General features: G+C 70.9%; 13 protein-coding genes. 6 read left to right on the forward strand and 7 right to left on the reverse strand.

Annotation, left to right across the window (positions count from 1 at the left end; genetic code table 11):
* Positions 1-28: 28 nt before the first annotated feature.
* The 4 genes from F4560_RS45540 to F4560_RS12910 form a co-directional block, all read right to left on the reverse strand.
* Positions 29-631 (reverse strand): YbaB/EbfC family nucleoid-associated protein, encoded by a 603-nt coding sequence (locus F4560_RS45540; protein WP_184919813.1) that lies wholly within the window; start codon positions 629-631, stop codon positions 29-31.
* Between the two features lie 68 nt (positions 632-699).
* Positions 700-1743, reverse strand: coding sequence for a hemolysin family protein (locus F4560_RS12900; RefSeq protein ID WP_184919815.1), 1044 nt, complete (start codon positions 1741-1743; stop codon positions 700-702).
* Complete coding sequence (locus F4560_RS12905; protein ID WP_184919817.1) at positions 1740-3053, reverse strand: hemolysin family protein; 1314 nt, start codon at positions 3051-3053, stop codon at positions 1740-1742. Before F4560_RS12905 ends, F4560_RS12900 begins: the two co-directional genes overlap by 4 nt.
* A gap of 150 nt (positions 3054-3203) precedes the next feature.
* Entirely contained in the window at positions 3204-4013 is an 810-nt protein-coding gene (locus F4560_RS12910; protein ID WP_184919819.1) for an SAM-dependent methyltransferase, read from the reverse strand.
* 151 nt (positions 4014-4164) lie between these two features.
* Between F4560_RS12910 and F4560_RS12915 the strand changes: the two genes are divergently transcribed.
* The 3 genes from F4560_RS12915 to F4560_RS12925 are packed head-to-tail and all read left to right on the forward strand — an operon-like array spanning position 4165 to position 6253.
* The gene (locus F4560_RS12915; RefSeq protein WP_246477787.1) at positions 4165-4512 is read left to right on the forward strand and encodes a hypothetical protein; all 348 of its coding nucleotides are present in this window, start codon (positions 4165-4167) and stop codon (positions 4510-4512) included.
* 29 nt (positions 4513-4541) lie between these two features.
* The gene (locus tag F4560_RS12920) at positions 4542-5627 is read left to right on the forward strand and encodes an S-(hydroxymethyl)mycothiol dehydrogenase (protein WP_184919822.1); all 1086 of its coding nucleotides are present in this window, start codon (positions 4542-4544) and stop codon (positions 5625-5627) included.
* A complete protein-coding gene (locus F4560_RS12925; RefSeq protein ID WP_376775286.1) occupies positions 5627-6253 on the forward strand; it encodes an MBL fold metallo-hydrolase in 627 nt (208 codons plus the stop codon). Before F4560_RS12920 ends, F4560_RS12925 begins: the two co-directional genes overlap by 1 nt.
* A gap of 308 nt (positions 6254-6561) precedes the next feature.
* Here F4560_RS12925 and F4560_RS12930 read toward each other — a convergent pair whose 3' ends face one another.
* Positions 6562-7566 (reverse strand): LacI family DNA-binding transcriptional regulator, encoded by a 1005-nt coding sequence (locus F4560_RS12930; protein ID WP_184919824.1) that lies wholly within the window; start codon positions 7564-7566, stop codon positions 6562-6564.
* Positions 7567-7733: 167 nt separating this feature from the next.
* On the opposite strand from F4560_RS12930, the gene F4560_RS12935 reads away from it, so the two are divergent.
* Positions 7734-9656 carry a discoidin domain-containing protein gene (locus F4560_RS12935; protein ID WP_184919826.1) on the forward strand — a complete coding sequence of 641 codons (1923 nt, stop codon included), beginning with the start codon at positions 7734-7736 and terminating at the stop codon, positions 9654-9656.
* Positions 9657-9955: 299 nt separating this feature from the next.
* Here F4560_RS12935 and F4560_RS12940 read toward each other — a convergent pair whose 3' ends face one another.
* Together F4560_RS12940 and F4560_RS12945 are read right to left on the reverse strand one after the other, a co-directional pair.
* A complete protein-coding gene (locus tag F4560_RS12940; protein ID WP_184919828.1) occupies positions 9956-11164 on the reverse strand; it encodes a hypothetical protein in 1209 nt (402 codons plus the stop codon).
* A 5-nt stretch (positions 11165-11169) separates the two neighbouring features.
* Positions 11170-17238, reverse strand: a complete 6069-nt coding sequence (locus F4560_RS12945; protein WP_184919830.1) for an RHS repeat-associated core domain-containing protein — start codon at positions 17236-17238, stop codon at positions 11170-11172.
* Positions 17239-17926: 688 nt separating this feature from the next.
* Between F4560_RS12945 and F4560_RS12950 the strand changes: the two genes are divergently transcribed.
* Positions 17927-19480, forward strand: coding sequence for a right-handed parallel beta-helix repeat-containing protein (locus F4560_RS12950; RefSeq protein WP_184919832.1), 1554 nt, complete (start codon positions 17927-17929; stop codon positions 19478-19480).
* An 82-nt stretch (positions 19481-19562) separates the two neighbouring features.
* Positions 19563-20420, forward strand: coding sequence for an NYN domain-containing protein (locus F4560_RS12955; RefSeq protein WP_312869290.1), 858 nt, complete (start codon positions 19563-19565; stop codon positions 20418-20420).

A 20420-nucleotide genomic window follows, 5' to 3' on the forward strand; every position in this document is an offset into this window, starting at 1 on the left:
CCCCCTCAACTCAGGCACCCTGTCCCCCTCAGGTCAGGAACGTGCTCGGTGGTTCGTCGTCGTCTTCGACCGGCGGGCGCGGCGGACGGTTCCCCGGCGCCTGGTTCGGCGGCGGGTTCACCGGCCGCTGGAACGGCTGAGGCGGGCCCGACGGCGGCGGTGCGCTCACCGGCGCGGTTATCGGACCCGTCACCGGCGGCGCGGACGGTGGCATACCCGCAGGTGGCATACCGGGAGGTGGCGGGCCCGGGGGCGGCATACCAGGAGGTGGCGGAGCCGACGGCATGATCGGCTGCACCCCGGACGCCGCCATGCCCTGCTTGAACTCCTGCAACCGGTCGCCCAGGATCGGCGCCACCGCGGCGTCGAGCTGCTGCGCGGCGTTCAGCGTGGCCATCCGGATCGCGTCCAGGATCTCCTGCTGCAACGCCACGTGCGAACGGGACATGGCGGCGGGCGACAGCTGGAGCCCCAGCACGGCGCCGGACGGCGCGGCGGTCACCGTGACGGCTCCGTCCCGGCTGCGCCCCACCCCTCGCAGGTCCTTCATCGCTTCCTGGAGCTGACCGGCCTTGGCCGCCTGTTCCTCGAACGATCGCATCATCGCCTGCAACCGCTGCTGACCATCCACCCCGCACGCACCCCCGGCGCCTTGACGTTTCCGGCGAAAAGGCTATCCGAACGCGTCCGGACGCGTGATCAGATCGCCGGCAACGGGGTGTCGGTCTCGTCCTCGAAATCGCCGATCAGCTCTTCGAGCAGGTCCTCCAACGCGGCGATGCCCACGACCCGGTCGTCGTCCGCCACGAGGGCGAGCTGCGCGCGGTCCGCTCGCATCGCGGTGACGGCCTGGGCCACCGGCATGGCCGCGGGCAGCGTCAGGGCCGTGCCCATCAGGTCGCGGGCGGTGGTGTCGGCGCCCGCGGCGGTGGCCCGAACCGCTTCACGGATGTGGACCAGCCCGACGAACCGCCCCTGCGGGTCCGTCACCGGGAAGCGGGAACGACCGCACTCACGGCTGCGCAGCTCGATGGTCCGCGCGCTGGTCCGCTCGGACACCGTCACGGTCCGCTCGACGGGGATCATGACCTGCGCCACCGTCGTGTTCTGGAGTTGCAGCATCCGCGTGAGCAGTCGCCGCTGACCTTCGGGGATCAGACCGTCCTCCGCGGACTGCCGGACCAGCATCCGCAGGTCGTCGGGCCGGTGCGCCTGCGCCAACTCGTTCTGCGGCTGTACCTTCATCGACCGCAGCAACGCGTTGGTCACCCCGTTCAGTCCACTGAGGACCCAGCGGACCGAGTGCGCGAACGCCCGGAACGGCAGCGCCAGCAACAGCGCCGAACGCTCCGGGTGCGAGATCGCCCACGACTTCGGGGCCATCTCGCCCACCACCATGTGCAGGAACACCACCAGCACCAGGCTGATCGCGAACGCGATGCCGTAGGACACACCGGCGGGCAGTCCGGTCGCGGCCAGCAGCGGGTCGAGCAGGTCGGCGACGGCGGGCTTGGCCAACGCGCCGAGCCCCAGCGTGCACAGCGTGATGCCGAGTTGGGCGCCCGCGAGCATCAACGACAGCTCACGCACACCGGCCACGGCCGCACGGGCCGCGCGACTCGTCTCGGCGGCCTGCTCCAAGCGGTGCCGCTTGGCGGAGATGAGGGCGAACTCGGCGGCGACGAAGAACGCGTTGGCGATCAACAACCCCAACGACAGCGCCAACGACCAGCCGGTGCTCATCGGACACCCTCCCGGTCGGCGACGCGGAAGGCGAGCACGACGGTCGACGGCACGTTGCGCGCGACCGCGGTCACCAGCACCGACACGCCGTCGAACTCGATGCGGTCGTCCACCCGGGCGGTGCGCCCGAGCCGGCTCAGCACCAGCCCGGACACTGTGTCGTAGCTGTCGTGCTCGGGCAGCTCCACGCCGGTGGCGGCGGCGATCTCGTCCACCCGCATCCGACCGGGCACCCGCCACATCCCGTCGCCCAGCGGCTCGATCGCGGCCTCGTCCAGGTCGTCCTCGTCGCGGATCTCACCGACCAGTTCCTCCGCGAGGTCTTCCAGCGAGACGACCCCGGCGAAGCCGCCGAACTCGTCCACCACGCACGCCAGCTGCCGGCGCTCGGTGCGCAACCGTTCGAGCACCGCCGGCAGCGGCAGCGTCGCGGGCACCACCAGGGCCGGGGAGGCGATGTCGCCGATCGGCGTGTCCGCGCGCCGCTCGGGGTCCACGGTCAGCACCTCGGCCAACCCGACCACGCCACGCAGGTCGTCCAGGTCGTCGCCGAAGACGGGGAAGCGGGAGTGGCCGGTGTCCAGCAGCTCCACCACCCGGGAGGTGGGCTCGTCGGCGCGCACCGCGTGCACCGCCACGCGTGGGGTCATGGCCTGGTCGGCCGCCAGTTCGCGGAAGCCCAGGCCGCGGTCCAGCAACCGGGACAGCTCGGCGTCCAGGTGCCCCTCGCCGCGCGCGTCGGTGATGATCTGGCGCAGGTCGTCCGGCGTGGCGCCCTGCGGCAGCTCCTCCACCGGCTCGATGCCCACCGCGCGCAGCAGCCGGTTCGCCGCCGCGTCGAACAGGCGGATCACCGGACCGGCGACCTTGAGGTAGGCCAGCGTGGACGCGCTCAACGCCTTGGCCAGCGACTCCGGCCGGGCGATGGCGAAGTTCTTGGGCAACAGCTCGCCCAGCACCATCTGCACCACCGTGGCGAACACCAGCGCCACGACCATCGACAGCGACACCGCCACGGCCGGGGACAGGCCCGTCAGCCCGAGCAGGTCGGCGAGTCCGGTGCCGAGCAGGGGTTCGGCCACGTAACCCGCGAGGAGAGCGGTCACGGTGATGCCGAACTGGGCGCCGGAGAGCATGAAGGACAACTTGCGGGTGACGCGGTAAGCCCGCTCGGCGGCTTTGTCGCCGCCCTCGGCCAGCTGCCGCAACCGGCCCCGGTCCACCGCCATGTAGGCGAACTCCTGGGCCACGAAATACCCCGTGGCCACGGTGAGGGCCACGATCGCCAGCACACCGGCGAGGATCAACACGAGGCGTCCGCCTCGGCCGGTGAAACCATGATCAGCCGGGTCGGACCCGGCCTACTACTACAACCGTCTGTATCGGCACTATCAGGCATGGGTTCAGACTATCAAGTTCCACGGTCCCGGACTCGTCGGCCAGACCAGGGCGTCAGCTCGTCAGGGCTTGCGCCCGACGCCGGCGAGGCCGGTGAACCGCTCGGGGTGCTCGTCCACGTCGTCCGGCGACTCGGGCCGCCACAGCGGCAGGTACACCACGCCCGGGTCGACCACGTCGAAGCCTTCGAACAGGGCGGTGACCTGCTTGCGGCCGCGCATCGACATCGGCGTCGAAGTCCGCTGGTACAGCTCCCGGTGCCCCTCGGCCTTCTCCGGCTGCCCCTCGTCCGTGGCGTGCGACACGACGAGGAAGCTCCCCGGCGCGAGCGCCTTCCGGTACCCGGCGATGATCGACGCCGGGTCGTCCGAGTCCGGCACGAAGTGCAGCACCGCGACCATCATGACCGCGATCGGCTGGTCGAAGTCCAGCAGCGACGTGACCTCCGGGCGGGCCAGGAGCGCGTCCGGCTCGCGCAGGTCGGCCTTCACGACGGTGGTCCGCCGGTCGTCACCCAGGATCGAACGGCTGTACGTCACCGCGACCGGATCGCGGTCCACGTACACGACCCGCGTGTCCGGCTCGACGACCCTGGCCACTTCGTGCACGTTGCCCGCGGTCGGGATGCCGGAACCGAGGTCGAGGAACTGCCGGACGCCCGCGGCGACGCAGTAGCGGACGGCGCGGCGCAGGAACGCCCGGTTGGCCTGCATGATCACCGGCAGCTCGGGCCACATCCGGATGGCCTGCTGGGCCATCTCCCGGTCGACCGCGAAGTTGTGCGCCCCGCCGAGGTAGTAGTCGTACACCCGGGCGGCGCTCGGTCGACTCAGGTCGATCTCGTCCGGCCCCCCGGCCTCGTTGTTCTCCATCTGGTCCTCGCTCCCCCGCAGTCCACACTTCTGCCCCGTCAAGTTACTCCGCCCCTTCGCCGAAGCCCGGCAACCGGCGCGGAACGCGCGCGCTTCCGGTGAGTGGAAACGGGTGGGGAATCCGGCCGGTCGCGCCGGTTACGTTGCCGTGGTGCGAACGGCCAACGGCGAGTCCGTGCTCTCCGGTGTGATGCGCGTCTTCGAGGCGTGCGATGTCGGTCACCCGGACAGCCCCGCGCTCCGGTACGCGTTCGCCACCCACCCGGACCAGTGGCAGCGGTTGCGGACCGAGCCGCACCTTGCCAGGGTGGCGTTCGACGAGGCCGTTCGCTGGGAGTCGCCCGTGCAGACGTTCTTCCGCCCCGCCACCAGCGACATCCGGATCGCCCGCGACCCGTCCGGCCGCGTCGGCTTCGGCATGGGCCTGCACCAGCGCGTCGCCGACACGGCGCCACAACAACACCCTGCGCGCGTGGGAATCTCTTACCGTGCGGGTTGATCGAGCATGAGCACTGGGAAAGGGATTTCGTGACGCAGACGGTTCGTGGCGTGGTGGCCCGAGGCAAGGGCGCCCCGGTCGAGGTGACCGACATCGTGGTGCCGGACCCCGGCCCGGGTGAGGCGGTGGTGCGGGTGCAGGCGTGCGGCGTGTGCCACACCGACCTGCACTACCGGGAAGGCGGGATCAACGACGAGTTCCCGTTCCTGCTCGGCCACGAGGCCGCCGGGATCGTGGAGCAGGTCGGCGACGGCGTGACCGACGTCGCGCCGGGCGACTTCGTGGTGCTGAACTGGCGTGCGGTGTGCGGCACGTGCCGGGCGTGCCTGAAGGGCAAGCCCTGGTACTGCTTCAACACCCACAACGCCGCCCAGCCGATGACGCTGGCCGACGGGACGCCGCTGTCGCCGGCGCTGGGCATCGGGGCGTTCGCCGAGAAGACCCTCGTGCACGCCGGGCAGTGCACCAAGGTGGACCCGCAGGCGTCACCGGCGGTGGCCGGGCTGCTCGGCTGCGGCGTGATGGCCGGGTTCGGCGCGGCGGTCAACACCGGCAACGTCGGACGGGGTGACAGCGTCGCCGTCATCGGCTGCGGCGGCGTCGGCTCGGCGGCGGTGGCGGGCGCCCGGATCGCCGGGGCGACCACGATCATCGCGGTCGACCTCGACCCGCGGAAGCTGGACTGGGCGCGTGGACTCGGGGCGACGCACACCGTGGACGCGTCGTCGGAGGACGCGGTGGCGCGGGTGCAGGAGCTGACCGGCGGGTTCGGCGCGGACGTGGTGATCGACGCGGTGGGGCGGCCGGAGACGTGGAAGCAGGCGTTCTACGCCCGTGACCTGGCCGGCACGGTCGTGCTGGTCGGCGTGCCGACGCCGGACATGCGCATCGACATGCCGCTGATCGACTTCTTCTCCCGTGGCGGGGCGCTCAAGTCGTCCTGGTACGGCGACTGCCTGCCGTCCCGCGACTTCCCGTACATGATCGACCTCTACCGGCAGGGGCGGCTCGACCTGGACGCGTTCGTCACCGAGACCATCGCGCTCGACCAGGTCGAGGACGCGTTCGCCAAGATGCACCACGGCGACGTGCTGCGCTCGGTGGTGATCTTCTGATGGCCCGCGTCGACCACGCCGTCACGCGCGGCACGTTCAGCCTCGACGGGCAGACGTTCGACGTCGACAACAACGTCTGGGTGGTGGGTGACGACACCGAGTGCGTGGTGATCGACGCGCCGCACGACGCGGACGCGATCCTGCGGGTCGTCGGCGGTCGCAAGGTGAAGGCCATCCTCGCCACGCACGCCCACGACGACCACGTCCGCGTCGCCCCGGACCTGGCCCGAGCGACCGGCGCGCCGGTGCTGTTGCACCCCGCCGACCGCGTGGTCTGGGACCTCACCCACCCGGACGTCGCACCGGACGGCGACCTCGCCGACGGCCAGGTCATCGAGGTGGCGGGCATCACGCTGCACGTGCTGCACACCCCGGGCCACGCGCCGGGCGCGTGCTGCTTCCACTCCCCCGAACTGGGCGCCGTGTTCACCGGCGACACCTTGTTCCACGGCGGGCCGGGGGCGACCGGGCGGTCGTTCTCGGACTACGACACGATCGTCCGGTCCATCGCGACGAGGCTGCTCACCCTGCCGAAGGACACGGTCGTCCACACCGGGCACGGCGAGGACACCACCATCGGCACCGAGGCGCCGCACTTGCCCGAGTGGCTGAGCCAGGACGTCTGACGCGAGTGGGGCCTGCATCTCCGAGGGGATGCAGGCCCCTGCGCTACAGGGTGATCGTGCGACGGACGGGCAGGTCACCGGCGTACCCGGCGCCTTGCACGCTGGGCACCACGACGACGAAGGCGAAGAAAACCAGGCCTGGTAGGACGAACCACCACGGGATCGACCGGGCCCGGCGGCGCGATGGCGGGCCGGACGGAGAAGCGGCGCGTGACGATCCGGTGCACCGCGATGTTGGGTTTACGTCGGCACACATCTGGTTGCGCGAGGTGGTCGCGCGCGTCGGCGGCGCTATCGCCTGAACCCCTCTACTGCTTCAGGGCCGGTCCGGTGGACTTGCGGACCACGAGCGTGGTGGCCAGTTCGATGTGGAGCGCTTCGGGCTGGTGCCCGTCGAGCATCCGCATGAGCTGGGTGACGGCGATGCGCCCCATCTCCTGCAACGGCTGGCGCACGGTCGTCAGCGGCGGGTCGGTCGCCCGGCTGATGTCTATGTCGTCGAACCCGGCGATGGACAGGTCGTCGGGGATGCGCAGCCCGCGTTCACGGGCGGCCTGCACCGTGCCGACGGCCAGCTTGTCGTTGAAGCAGACGATCGCGGTGGGCCGTTCCGGGTGGTCGAGCAGTTCGGCGGCGGTGCGGTGGCCGGCCTCCGTGGTGGGCTCGACGTGCCAGAGGTGGTGCGCCATCGGCAGGACACCGGCTTGGGAGAGCGCCGCGCGGTGGCCGGCCAGGCGGGCGTCGCTGGCCAGCCACTCCTCGGGACCGGCGATCACACCGATGTCGCGGTGACCGAGGCCGACCAGGTGGCCGGTCAACGCGCGGGCGCCGGCGAAGTGCGCGGCCGAGACGGCGGCGATGTCCGGCGGCGGCGGGGTGCGCGGGTCGACCACGACGAACGGCAGGTCGGTTTGGGACAGGGCGACGAGCTGGTCGCCGTCCTCCGGCGGGAGGATGAGGATCGCGGCGTCGACGCCGGGCTCGTCGGGCAGGCCGGCGAGCGCGTCGGCGTGCTGGGAGGCCTCCCCCGCGTCGAGCAGCACGCGCAGGCCGTGGCGCTTCAGCGTCTCGGCGATCGAGGACACGATCAGGCCGAAGTAGTCGGTGAGCACGTAGGGGCAGCGCACGTAGACGGTGCGCGGCCGACCCGGCTCCGTGACGCGCATCTTGCTTCGTTCCACGGCCCGGAGCACCAGATCACGGGTCCGCGGGGCCACGTTGGCGTGGTCGTTGAGCACGCGGGAGACGGTGGCGATCGAGACACCGGTCTCCGCGGCGATGTCGCGGACCGTGACGCGCCGGTTATCGGGCATGACGTTGCCGCAGGTCACCGGCGTCTGTTTGCACCTGCTCACTATAGCGACCGGCGTCCGGCGCGGGGTTGACGCCGGCCCCCACCGCGTGTTTCATGCTGCGAGCAGCTGTTACACAGTGACTGGCCTCTTGTTACATCGGTGCCTCCTCAGCCCTAAGGACGACGATGAGAACGACTGTTCGCCGCGCCGCGACCGCGGCCCTGATCCTCGGTCTCGCCGCCGTGCCGGCGGGGCAGGCCGCCGACGGTCACGATCCCGGCCCACGGGCGCGGGTCTGGGTGACGACCGTCGACCGGGCGGAGCTGATGGCGCAACGCGCGCCGGTCACATTCGGCACCGGCTCCTCCACGCACCCGACGATCGTCGTGGACCCGGATCGCGCCGAGCAGACCGTGGACGGCTTCGGCGCGTCGATCACCGACTCGTCGGCGAGCGTGCTGCACGGACTGGCGCCGGCGGTGCGCGCCGAGACCATGCGCAAGCTGTTCGACCCGGTGCACGGCATCGGCGTGAGCTTCCTGCGCCAGCCGGTGGGCTCGTCGGACTTCACCGCCGCCGCCGAGCACTACACCTACGACGACGTGCCGGCCGGGCAGACCGACTTCCCGTTGGCGCACTTCAGCATCGCCCCCGACGAGGCGAAGGTGCTGCCGCTGCTGCGCGAGGCCAAGCGGCTCAACCCGGCGTTGAAGGTCATGGGCACGCCGTGGAGCCCGCCCGCGTGGATGAAGACGACCGACTCGCTGGTCGGCGGCCGGTTGAAGGACGACCCGGCGGTCTACGACGCCTACGCCCGCTACCTGGTGAAGTTCGTCCAGGCCTATGCCGCCGCCGGCGTGCCGGTGGACTTCCTGTCCGTTCAGAACGAGCCGCAGAACCGCACCCCGGACGCCTACCCCGGCACGGACATGCCGGTGGCGCAGCAGCTGAAGGTGATCGAGGCGCTGGGTCCGAAGCTGCGGACCGCCAGCCCGCGCACGAAGATCCTGGCGTACGACCACAACTGGGCGACCCACCCCAACGACATCGCGGCCACCCCGCCCGGGACGAGCCCGGAGACCGACTACCCGTACCAGATCCTGAACAGCCCGGCCGCGCGCTGGGTGGCCGGCACCGCGTTCCACTGCTACTACGGTGACCCGAGCGCCCAGACTGCGCTGCACGACGCGTTCCCGGACAAGGGCATCTGGTTCACCGAGTGCTCGGGCTCGCGCGGCCTGACCGACCCGCCGGCGAAGGTTTTCCGCGACACGCTCACCTGGCACGCCCGCAACGTCGTCCTGGGCACGACCCGCAACCACGCCAAGTCGGTCGTGAACTGGAACATCGCGCTGGACAGCACCGGCGGCCCGCACAACGGCGGCTGCGGCACGTGCACCGGTCTGGTCACCGTCCACCCGGACGGCTCCGTGACCACGGACGCCGAGTACTACACCATCGGCCACCTGTCGAAGTTCGTGAAGCCGGGCGCGAAGCGGATCGCCAGCACGTCGTTCGGCACCACCGGCTGGAACGGCCAGATCATGGACGTGGCGTTCCGCAACCCCGACGGCTCGACCGCCCTGGTGGTGCACAACGAGAACGACGACCCGCGGACGTTCGCGGTGAAGGTCGGCGAGCGGCTCTTCGAGTACACCCTGCCCGGCGGCGCGCTGGCCACGTTCACCTGGCCGCGTGACCACGCGTTGCGCGGCAAGCTCGACCAGGTGTCGCTCGACGGCGCCACCGCCACCGCGTCGCCGGCCGGTGAAGGCGTCGGAAACCTGGTCGACGACGACGCCTCCACGCGGTGGAGCAGCGGACAGTCCCAGGCCGCGGGTCAGCACGTGCAGCTGGACCTCGGTTCACGCAAGCACTTCCGCCGGGTGGCCGTGGACAGCGGCGGCAACCTCGGCGACTACGCCCGGAACTGGGAGCTCTCGATCAGCGACGACGGCACGGCATGGCGACCACTGGCTTCCGGCGTGGGTGTCGGCCAGCTGACCGAGGTCGACGTGCGCCGGACCGCTGCGAGGTACCTGCGGGTCACGTCGACCGGTGCGGCGGGCAACTGGTGGAGCATCGCGGACATCCGCCTGTACGACTGATTTCCAACCGTTCGTGTCATCCTGACGTAGACGGACGACTCGGCCATCCACCCGTACAGGAACGGCGCGGCCAGCAGGGCGAAGTACGCCGCCGGCATCACCCCGCGCGGCTCCGCCGAGACCTGGTCCCCACGCCCCTGCCCGCTGACGCCGGGTGGGTCAGCGGGCGTGGGTCAGCGGGCACGGGTCAGCGGGCACGGGTCAGCGGGCACGGGTCAGCGGGCACGGGTCAGCGGGCACGGGTCAGCGGGCACGGGTCAGCGGGCACGGGTCAGCGGGCACGGGTCAGCGGGCACGGGTCAGCGGGCACGGGTCAGGGCGGACCTGGCGAGTGACTGCACCTGGTGGTCCTCGGCGATCAGGCGCCAGCCGCCGTGCAGGCCGTCGAGCCTGCGGGGTGAGGCGACGGCCGTCGCCAGGATGTCCGCCGCCTCACCGGAGAGCGTCCCCATCTCGGCCGTGTACCGCAGCGCGGGCGTGACATAAGGGGCCGAGAAGCCTTGCGCCAGCGGTCGGACGGCTTCGGTCATGATCGCCGGCGCTTCCGGGACGTCGTCGCCCAGCATCCACAGGGCGTGGACGGCCTCGACCCTGGTGTTGAGCCGTTGGGCGAGGAATCGCCGGACGGCCGGGATGTGCCGGTGGGCAACCGCGCCCATCCGGGCCAGGTGGCCCAGGTAGTAGCCGCGGCCCGCCTCGACCGCCGCGCCCAGCGCGCCCAAGGCCGGTTCCGGCTCGCCGGTGATGCGCCACCGCGCGTACGCGACCTCGAGACGGGCGGGCGCGTCGCCGGCCAGGTACGCGTCGATCCTGTCGACCACGGGGTCCGACACTCCCGGCCCGACAGCGGCCAGGACGTCGGCCGCCGCGGCGTCGACACCGGGGCTGGAGCCGAGGAGTGAGGCCACCTCGAGCGCGCCCGGTGACGCACTGGCGCCCCACTCCCCCAGTGCCGACAACACCTGCTCCTTGGCGCGATCCGACGTCGTGGGCGCCGTGACGAGCCGGAGCAGCGGTTCCAGCAGTTCACCCGAGTGGGCGTCCAGCGGGGTCAGGACCTCGCCCAGCGTCGGCGGGTCGAAGCCCTCGAACGCCCGGGGGAAGTACACGCGCGCCGTGCGATAGGTGAAGTGGCCGGTCAGCACGCGCCGCCGCAGGACTGGCAGGCACCGGTCGTCGCGCATCGCGGCCATGGTCCAGGCGAACGTGTCGGCCGCCGTGTCGTCCGACCGGGCGACAGCGTGCACGGAGTCCGCGATGACGTCGGCGTACTGCGACGCCCGCTCGCCGTACGCCGCCAGGACGGCCAGCGCCATCTTGCGGGACTCGTCGTCGGCGTCCGCCAGACCGGCTACCAGACGAGGTAGCGAGTGCCGGTCTGAGTTCCGCCGGCCGGACAGGGTGGCGATCAGGCTGCGGATCTCGCCGCCCGTCCCGTTCGGGTCGGAGTCGTGGGTGGGGGGCCCGTCAGGCTCGACAGGCCCCCCACCATCAGGTCGATCACGCACGGACGTCAACCTACGCTTCGCGCACCACCGGCGACGATGACGTTCAAGCACGACGCGCACGCGCCGACGATGTTGCCGTCCCGGTCCACCACCGCGTACTCGACGTTCGACAACGTCGCCAGCTCATCGTCCGGCGCCCCGCCAAGAGCACGGTTGCACGCACGGACCTCGGCGCAGTTCGTCGAGTCCCAATCGGTCGTGCCGCCGGCCCGCGGGAGCCGTTCGGTGATCGCGTCCTCGTAGAACGGATCACCGTGCCCAGCGCCGCTGTACGCGGTCTCGATCTCGCCGGGGCGGCCGTTGCCGGCATTGCGCAGACGCGCCGCGGCGATCTTGGACACGCCCTTCGGCGCGTTCTTCGCCGCCTCCCGCGCGGCTTGGACCAACTCCAGGTCGCACGCGTCGACGTTGTGGACGAGGAGCGACTGGCTACCCGCCACCACGTAGTACGTGTGCGTGCCGTCGACCGTGAGGTCGAACGTCCGCTGCACGCCCGCATACGCGCGCACGGCACCGATCTGGACGTGCGTCCCCGCAGCCGTGCGGAGCAGTTCGCCCGGCTTCAGGTGCGCGGCATCTACCCAGCGTCCCCGCGTAACAGACCAGAACGGGTGGTTGTCGGTGGTCGTGATGGTGTGCGAACCACTGTCGTCGCGGACCGTGACGTCGACGTAGGACTTGTCGTGGTCGGTCCGGATCGAACGGGTGACCTGGCGGCCTTCGGTCTTGCCGGTGCCGGGCTCGGTGGCCTGCACCTTGTCACCCGGCTTGACCTGTTCGATCGGCTTGCGCGTCCCGTCGGCGAGCAACACCAACGTCCCCGCCGCGAAGCTGTGCGTCTTGCAGCCCTTCGGCGGTTTCTTGGTCGCCGCTTTAGCCTTGGCCGCCACGGCTTTCGCGCGTTCGGCCGCCTTGGCCGCCGCCCTCTTCGCCGCATCCTCGGCCACCGCCCGCGCCTTCGCGGCCTTCTCGGCCGCCGCCTTGGCCGCCGCCGCCGCGGCTGCCTTCGCCGCTTCGGCCGCCTTCTCCGCGCCCTGGATGATGGCGCGCGCCCACTTCAGCTCCTGGAAGAACGTCACGACGGCCTTGCCGGCGCGGAAGATGGCTTCGGCGATCTTCTTGGCCTTGAAGATCTTGCCCCACGGCAGGGCGCCGATGACCACGGAGACGCAGGCGCCGATGTCGCCCTTGAGGCAGTTGACGATGTCGTTGATGCCCAGGAACTCCATCAGGATCTGGCCGCCGCCCTCCAGGATGACGTCGACCAGGCTCTTGCTCTGGATCTGCTGCGCCTTGGCCACGTCCTCGGGGCTCGGCCCGGTCGGCTGCGTCGCACCGGTCTCGGACGACGAACCGCTGCCGCCCCCGTTGTCGACCACCGCGCCCGTGGGGTCGGTGTAGGACAGCGGGTTGTTCTCGGCGTACGCGTACGCGGAGATGGCAGGCCCTGGTTGGGGCATGGGGTCGGTGCTGGTGAAGCGGCCGGTGTCGGGGTTGTAGTTGCGGGCACGCAGGTAGTAGTTGCCCTCGCCCGACTTCGAGTCCTGGTACGCGCCGGTGAACCGCAGCGGGTTGGCCGGACCTGCCTGGTCACCCGGCTTGAGGGTGGCGCCCTCGCGCGGGTTGCCGAACGGGTCGTAGTCGTAGCCGCCCTCCGGCACGCCGGTCGGGCTGAGCATGTTCGCCACGCCGCCCAGCCAGTCGTGCGTGTAGGAGTGGACGCTGGAGTCGAGCAGGGCCAACGGCTCGTCGTCCGGCCCGTAGGCGAAGCCACGGCGTTCGGTGATCGTGCCGGCGGCGTCGGCGGTGGTGTCCAGGGCGATCTGCGGCAGGGTGCCGTTGACGTCCCAGGACCAGCGCTGCGTGTCACCGGACGCGGCGGCCACCCGCAGGCCGGTGGCGTCGTAGGAGAACGTCGTCGTCCGGCCGCCGGTGGTGGCACTGGCGAGGGTGTTGTCCAGGTTGTAGGTGAAGGTGTCCCGGCCGGCCCTGGTCTGGTTGCCGTTGATGTCGTAGTCGTAGTCGATGACGGTCGGCAGGCCGACGACCTCGCCGTCGGGCGCGCTGCCTGCCCGGTGCTGCGAGACGATGCGCTTGGTGAGCTGGTCGGCGGAGTCGTACACGTAACGGGTGGAGTCGCTGCCCGCGGTGCCGGTGCGCTTCTGGGTCAGCCGGTTGCCGACCAGGTCGTAGCTGTAGTCGATCCGCCCGGCGGCTTCGGCGTGCTTGTCGCACGTGGCGGCGGCGTAGCAGGCCGAGGTGACGCGGTCGGCCGGGTCGTAGGCGTAGGCGACGGCCTCGGACACGCCGCCTCGGGTGGTGGTGACCTTGATCGGGTTGCCCACCGGGTCGAGGTCGAGCTTGAACGCCGAGATCGGGTCCTGCACGTCCGGTGGTGGACCGGCGCCCGGTGTGCGGTCGGTGCCGATGGCGGTCAGCCGGCCCGCGTCGTCGTAGGTGCGCCGTTCCACCAGGCCGGTGGCGGCGGGCAGGGTGGTGCTGGTGCGGCGGCCGGCGACGTCGTAGCCGAACCGCCAGGTGGCCGCGTCGGCTCCCGCGCTGCCGCCTCGCACGGTCAGCTCGGACACCCGGCTGTCTGCGTCGTAGCCTGCGGTGACGCGGGTGCCGTCGGGGTAGGCGCGGCTGGTGATGTTGCCGCGCTGGTCGTAGTCGTAGTCGAACGTCTCGCTGCGCCCGCCCGCCTCCTCACGGGTGACGCGCGTGATCTGGTCTTCGTCGTCGTAGGACATCTTCCGCACGCCGAGCGGGTCGCCGTAGGCGGTGATGCGGTCCTTGGCGTCGTAGGCCCACGAGTACTTGGGCCCGCTGTCTCCCAACGCGCGGGTCACGCGGCGGTTGACGATGTCGTAGGTGTCGACGATGGTCCGCTTGGCGCGTTCGGCGTCGTTGAGCCACTCGTGCTCGCCCTTGGTGATGGCGGCGATGAGGTTGTTCTCCACGTCGTAGGTCGCCTCGACGCGGCGGCCCTTCGGGTCGGTGGTGCTGGTGGGGCGGCCGGCCCGGTCGTAGTCGATGCGGCGCACGTGGTGGTTGGGGTCGCGGATCGCGGCGAGGAGGCCGTCCTTGTGGTAGCTGTAGACGGTGGCCTCGACGTGCGGGGCGTGCGGGATGAACTTGGCGTCCGGCGCGTGGACGCTCTCGATCTGGTTGTCCTCCCGGTACCGGTAGTGGGTGGCGTGGTTGTTGGGGTCGGTCATCGCGCTGAGGCGGTTGTTCGCGTCGTAGGCGGAGACCGTGGCGTTGCCCAGCGGGTCGATCACCTTGGTGCGGTTGCCGGCCAGGTCGTACTCGAAGCGGGTGGTGAACCGCGCGCGGTCCGCTCCCCCGACGTTGCCGCGCGGTTCGGTGGTGCTGATCAGCAGGCCGTCGTCGCTGTACTCCCACGTGGTGACGCCGCCGGTGGCGCTCTCCTGGCGGACCTTGTTGCCGGCCTCGTCGTAGGTGGACTTGGTGGTGTTCCGGCCGGCGTCGGTGTTGGTGGTCTGGCGGCCGTTGCGGTCGTAGCCCATGGACAGGCCGCGGCCGAGGGTGTCGGTGGCCCCTGTGACGCGGCCGGTGTTGTCCCGGGCGAAGGTGGACGGCTTGTTGAACTCGTCCACCGTGGACGTGGTGCGGTCCAGCTCGTCCACCTTGATGTCCTTGTGGACGACCTTGCCGCCGGGGTACGGGCGTGAGATGCGCACGAGGTTGTCGTTGGCGTCGTAGCGGTAGGTGGTGGTGAAGTCCGCTTCGACGGCGCCGGGCACGTTGCCGCGTGGCGAGATCGTCCGGTGCAGCAGGCCTTTGGCGTTGTAGCGGTAGGACGTGACGATGTCCTGCTGGCCATGGCCCATCTCGATCCGCACGGCGGCACGGCGGCCGGCGTTGGTGTAGGTGATCGAGGTGGTCTTGCGCGCGTCGGCGACCGAGGCCAGCCGCCCGTTGTCGAAGTAGCGGTACTCGACCTTCACCCATTCGGGATTGATCGTGCTGCTGACCCGACCGACCTCGTCGTAGTGCGTCCGCCACGGGTGCCGTTTGCCAGGCTCGTGCACCTCCACCACGCGGTCCTGCTCGTCCAGGCGGTACCTGGTGGTGAACGCCCGGCGATCGGCTCCTGGGGGCGTGCCGCGCGGGTCGACGGTGGCGACGCGGCGGCCGGTGTCGTCGTACTCGACCTCGGACCGGCGGCCCTCCGGTGAGACGACCGCCGAGACCAGCCCGGAGTTCGGCTGCCCGAGCGGGATGTGCTCGTAGCGGGTGACCTTGCCGCGCTGGTCGGTGGTCGAGGTGCGCAGGCCGCGCTCGTCGTAGGCGTGGCTGATCGAGTGGTTCTCGGCGTCGGCGCTGCGGACCAGCTCGTTGAACTCGTTGTAGGTGTTCTTCCAGACGTTGCCGTTGGCGTCGGTGAACTCGATCGGGTTGTTGCGCTCGTCGTACTTGGTCTTCTCGTCGAAGCCCTGCGGCGCCCTGCGCACGGTCGGGTTGCCGTTGAGGTCGTGCTGGGCTTCGTGCTGGTTGTGGTTGCCGTTGACCAGCAGGCTGCGGTTCAGCGAGCCGTCGTAGCGGTGGTTGTCGGTGTCGCCGGCGCCGCGCCGGCTGTAGACGAGCACGTTGCCCCGGTAGCCGTCGCGGACGATGACGCCGTCCGCGTCGGTGGTCGTCGCCTCCTGCTCGGCCGCGTTCCAGGCGAAGCTCGTGGTGTTGCCCACGGCGTCGGACTGGCGTGCCACCCGGCCGGCGGCGTCGTACTCGTTGCGGACCAGCGTGGTGCGGTGCGGTTGCGGGTCCTGGACCTCGGTCAGCCGGCCCTCGGCCGAGTAGGCGTAGCGCCACTGGCCGCCGCGGGCGTCCTTGTAGACCGCGAGCCGGCCGGCGGCGTCGTACTCGTAGTGCACCTTGCGGTGGTCGGGCAGGGTGATCATGCGGATCAGGCCGTCCACGACGCGCGCACGCGCCGTCCGTCCCGACGCGTCGGTGATGGTGATGCCGTCCGGGTTGTGGGCCAGCGAGACGCCCACGCCGCGCGCGGTGCGGACCGACGTGAGGCGGCCCTCGCCGTCGAAGCCGTAGGCGATCCGGGTCAAGGTGACCAGTTCCCAGCCGCCGTCGGTCTTGCGCAGCGTGGAGCGGATGCCGGCCGGGCGCTGGTAGGAGCCGTCGACCAGGCGGTACAGCACCTGGGCGCCGTCGTCGGCCAGGACCATGGCGCCGGCATCGGTCGGGGTCACGCGCATCCCGTACGTCCAGGCCCAGCCCGGCCCGAACAGGCCCGGCAGGGACAGCGTCGAGGAGTAGACGCGCGTCGAGGTGAACGGGACGCCGATCGACGCCATGGACAGGTCGGGCTCGATCCGGGTGAACGCGCCGGTGGCCGTGTTCACGCCGTCGCCGCGGAACGCCTGCCCGGCCCCGGTCGTGCTCAACGCCGTGCCGCAGCCGCAGCCGGACGCCTGCTCGATCGGGATCGGCGGCGGCTCGGCCGTCGTGCGCGGACGCGTGTTCGGCCCCGGCGCGGACACCAGCTCGCCACCGCCGTCGAGGATGGCGGCCAGCGTGACGAAGTACTCCTTGGCCGGGTCGAGCACCCAGCCCTCACGGCCGCCGAACGTGCGGCAGAACTGCCGGACCGCGCCGCACGGGACCTGCAACTCCGAGCGCGGCAGCACGGTGGAGGCCTGTTCGGTGCCGGTGGACGCCTCGAACACCCGCGCCCGCCACGCCGACCAGGGCCTGGGGTCCTCACGGACGTCGAAGTAGGCCACCAGCGAGGTGTCGCCGAGCGCGAAGCCCGGCCGGGTCAGGACGGCGGCGAACACCTCTTCGGCCTGGCCGGGCTTGGGCACCCGCGCCCAGTCCTCGGCGGACAACCGCACGGGCTCGCCACCGGCGCGCACACCCACGGGCACCACGGGCGGCCACTTCTCCGGCGGCACCGCCTCGTCCGGACGGGCCGACGCGGGCGCCGGGCGGTCGACCGGTCCCGCTCCCGCCGTGACGCCGGGCGGCTGGCCCTGCCTCGCCGCACGCGCCCACGTGACCGGCTGCACCAGGCTCGCCGCCACCACCAACACGCACACCGACGCGAGCCACCGAATCCGACTCGCGCCTACCCACGCCCGATTTGTCACCGTTTTCCCCCCGCTACTGATCCACCCCACAACAAGAACGCAGGACAAAGCCGCGGCTTCACCGGGCTGCGAGCAGCACCGGACACCGCCGAGTCGGAATGCAGGAAACCGGCTCACGCACGCGACGCGCAGGTCGATTCACTCGACACGGGCCGGGACGCGGCCTGGGTCACGGACGCGTCAAGCACTGTCCCACCGGCTCGCGAATTGGCGCAACCAAACACGACCATCCGGGTGACCCTCTATCGGAATTCACCGTGATAAGGAATCTCCGCGACTCCCGATGCTCCGTTCGGGCGAGCGCCGAGCAGTGGTGATCATTCGACATCAATTCGACGGCCCGCCGCCGCGGTTGTTCACGATGGTGAACTGAAGGCAATTCCGGGCCGTTGTTCACGATTGTGAAACCCCTAGTGGCACACCGCCCGGATATTGCGTGTCCGGAACGGCTGAGTTAACGTGCCTGAGACCGCTCCCGAAAGCGTTTGTGCAGTTCAGAGACGTGAACGAGGGAGCAGGTCACGTTCCGGCCGATTGCCCGCAAGGAGGCGCGCATGAGCGCTCGCGCAGTGGTGTCCGTTTTCGTGGAATCGCGGGAATTGGCGGCAGCCACGACACAGGAGATCCCACGATGAGATTGACACCGCTAGCCGCAGCCGTCGCCTTGGCCGCGAGCGTCGTGCTGGCGCTACCGCTCGGAACGGCCAACGCCGCGACGACGCGCCACGAGGCGGAGACGTCACCCGCCGTCTGCACCGGCTCCATCGACCGCGACTGGTCGGGCTTCTCCGGCACCGGGTTCTGCAACGGCACGAACGCGACGGGCGCCTACGCCCAGTTCACCGTGAACGCCGCGGCGGCGGGCACGGCGACGCTGGCCGTGCGATTCGCCAACGGGACGACCAGTGCCCGTGCCGCGAACCTGATCGTCAACGGCACGACCGTGCAGCCGGTGTCGTTCGAGGGCACGGGCGCGTGGAGCACCTGGGTCACCAAGACGGTGACCGCCGCCGTGAACGCGGGCAGCAACACGATCCGGCTCAGCCCGACCAGCTCCGCGGGCCTGGCGAACATCGACTACCTCGACTTCACGTCCGAGGGCACCCCGCCGCCGACCGGCGACACGCTGTACGTAGCCCCGAACGGCCGTGACGGCGCGACGGGCACGCTGGCGGACCCGACGACGCTGACCTCGGCGATCAGCCGGATCGCCCAGGGCGGCACGATCTTCCTGCGCGGCGGGAACTACCCGTTCTCGCAGACCGTCACCATCGCCCAGGGCAACAACGGCGCCTCAGGCGCTCTCAAGAAGCTGTACGCCCAGCCCGGCGAGACCCCGGTGCTCAACTTCTCCGCCCAGGCCGAGGACCCGGCCAACCGCGGCCTGGCCGTGAACGGCAACTACTGGCACGTGCGCGGCATCGTGGTCGAGCGGGCCGGTGACAACGGCATCTTCGTCGGCGGCAGCAACAACATCTTCGAGCGCACCATCACGCGCTTCAACCGCGACACCGGGTTGCAGCTCTCCCGGATGCTCTCCACCACGCCCAAGGACCAGTGGCCGGCCAACAACCTCGTCCTGAGCGCCGAGTCGCACGACAACGCCGACTCCGACGGCGAGGACGCCGACGGCTTCGCCGCCAAACTCACCTCCGGCCCCGGCAACGTCTTCCGCTACGCCGTCGCCCACAACAACATCGACGACGGCTGGGACCTCTACACCAAGACCGACACCGGCCCCATCGGCGCGGTCACCATCGAAGACTCCCTCGCCTACGAGAACGGCACCCTCAGCAACGGCGGCCAAGCCGGCAACGGCGACCGCAACGGCTACAAACTCGGCGGCGAGGACATCGGCGTCAACCACATCATCCGCCGCAACATCGCCTACGACAACGGCAAACACGGCTTCACCTACAACCGCAACCTCGGCTCGATGACCGTCTCGGACAACGTCAGCATCGACAACACCGAGCGCAACTTCAACTTCGACGGCGGCTCCTCGGTGTTCCGCAACAACACGTCGTGCCGCAGCGGCAGTGGGTCGACGGACCGGACCCTCGGCAACGTCGACGGCTCCAACCAGTTCTGGTCCGGCACGAACGGTTCGCGGTGCTCCTCGTACGCGGGCGCCCTGCGCTGGTCGTACGCCTCGGACGGTCGCCTCGTCGTCACCTTCGGCTAGGCAGTACCAGCTCTGCGCGGGTCGGGCTGCTTGACCGCCCGACCCGCGTGGCGCGCCCGTTCGGCCGGGTAAGGTCGGACGAGTGGGTCGTGTGGATCGTGTGGCGGAGATCGTGCGCATCGGTGTGTTCTACGACGGAACGTGGTTCGCGTACCTGAGTGATTTCTACGCCACCGCCCATCCGCGCGCGGCCCGTGTCTCGATCGACGGCTTCCACGACGCGTTGCGGTGGTACGTCCACACCGAAACCGGGCTCCCGCTGGACGACTGCGTGCTGCACGAGGCGCATTACGTGCGCGGTCGCATCGAGACTCCCGCCGCTTCCTTCGACGCCGTGCTGGCCGCCGCCGGGGTCGTCCGGCACGACCTTCCGTTGCACGGGGGCAAGGAGAAGGGCGTCGACGTCCACTTCGCACTCGAAACGTGGGAGCGCGCGACCACCGTGCCGTTGCAGTGGGTCGTGCTGGTCACCGGTGACGCCGACTTCACCCCGTTGGTGACCCGGTTGACCGGTCGCGGTGTGCGGGTGGCCGTGCCGGTGGTGGACGTGCCGTCCGTGTCGCTGCCCGCCTGGACACCGCGCACCGCGGCTCCGCTGCGGGCGGCGGCGACCGTGACACCGTCCTTCGACACGCTGTTCACGCCCACCGACCGTGACGACTACCCGTTGCGTCGCCCGTTCGTGCGTTCCGCGGAGGCCGTGGCCTCGTCCGCGGGCCTGCCACGGGGCCGTCGTCGCGGGACGGTGACCGGGTGGCGCACCGGGCAGCCGCACGGGTTCATCACCGACACCCGCGGCGGCTCCTGGTACGCCTCCCGCGACGACATCCCCGAAGGCCTCACCCTGCTGCTCCCCGGCACACCGGTGTCGTTCACCGGATCGCCGACGCCCGTGCCCGGCCGGAAGTACCCCCGGGCACAGGCCATCCGGCCCGAGTGA

This window comes from Saccharothrix ecbatanensis, assembly GCF_014205015.1.
Taxonomy (GTDB): domain Bacteria; phylum Actinomycetota; class Actinomycetes; order Mycobacteriales; family Pseudonocardiaceae; genus Actinosynnema; species Actinosynnema ecbatanense.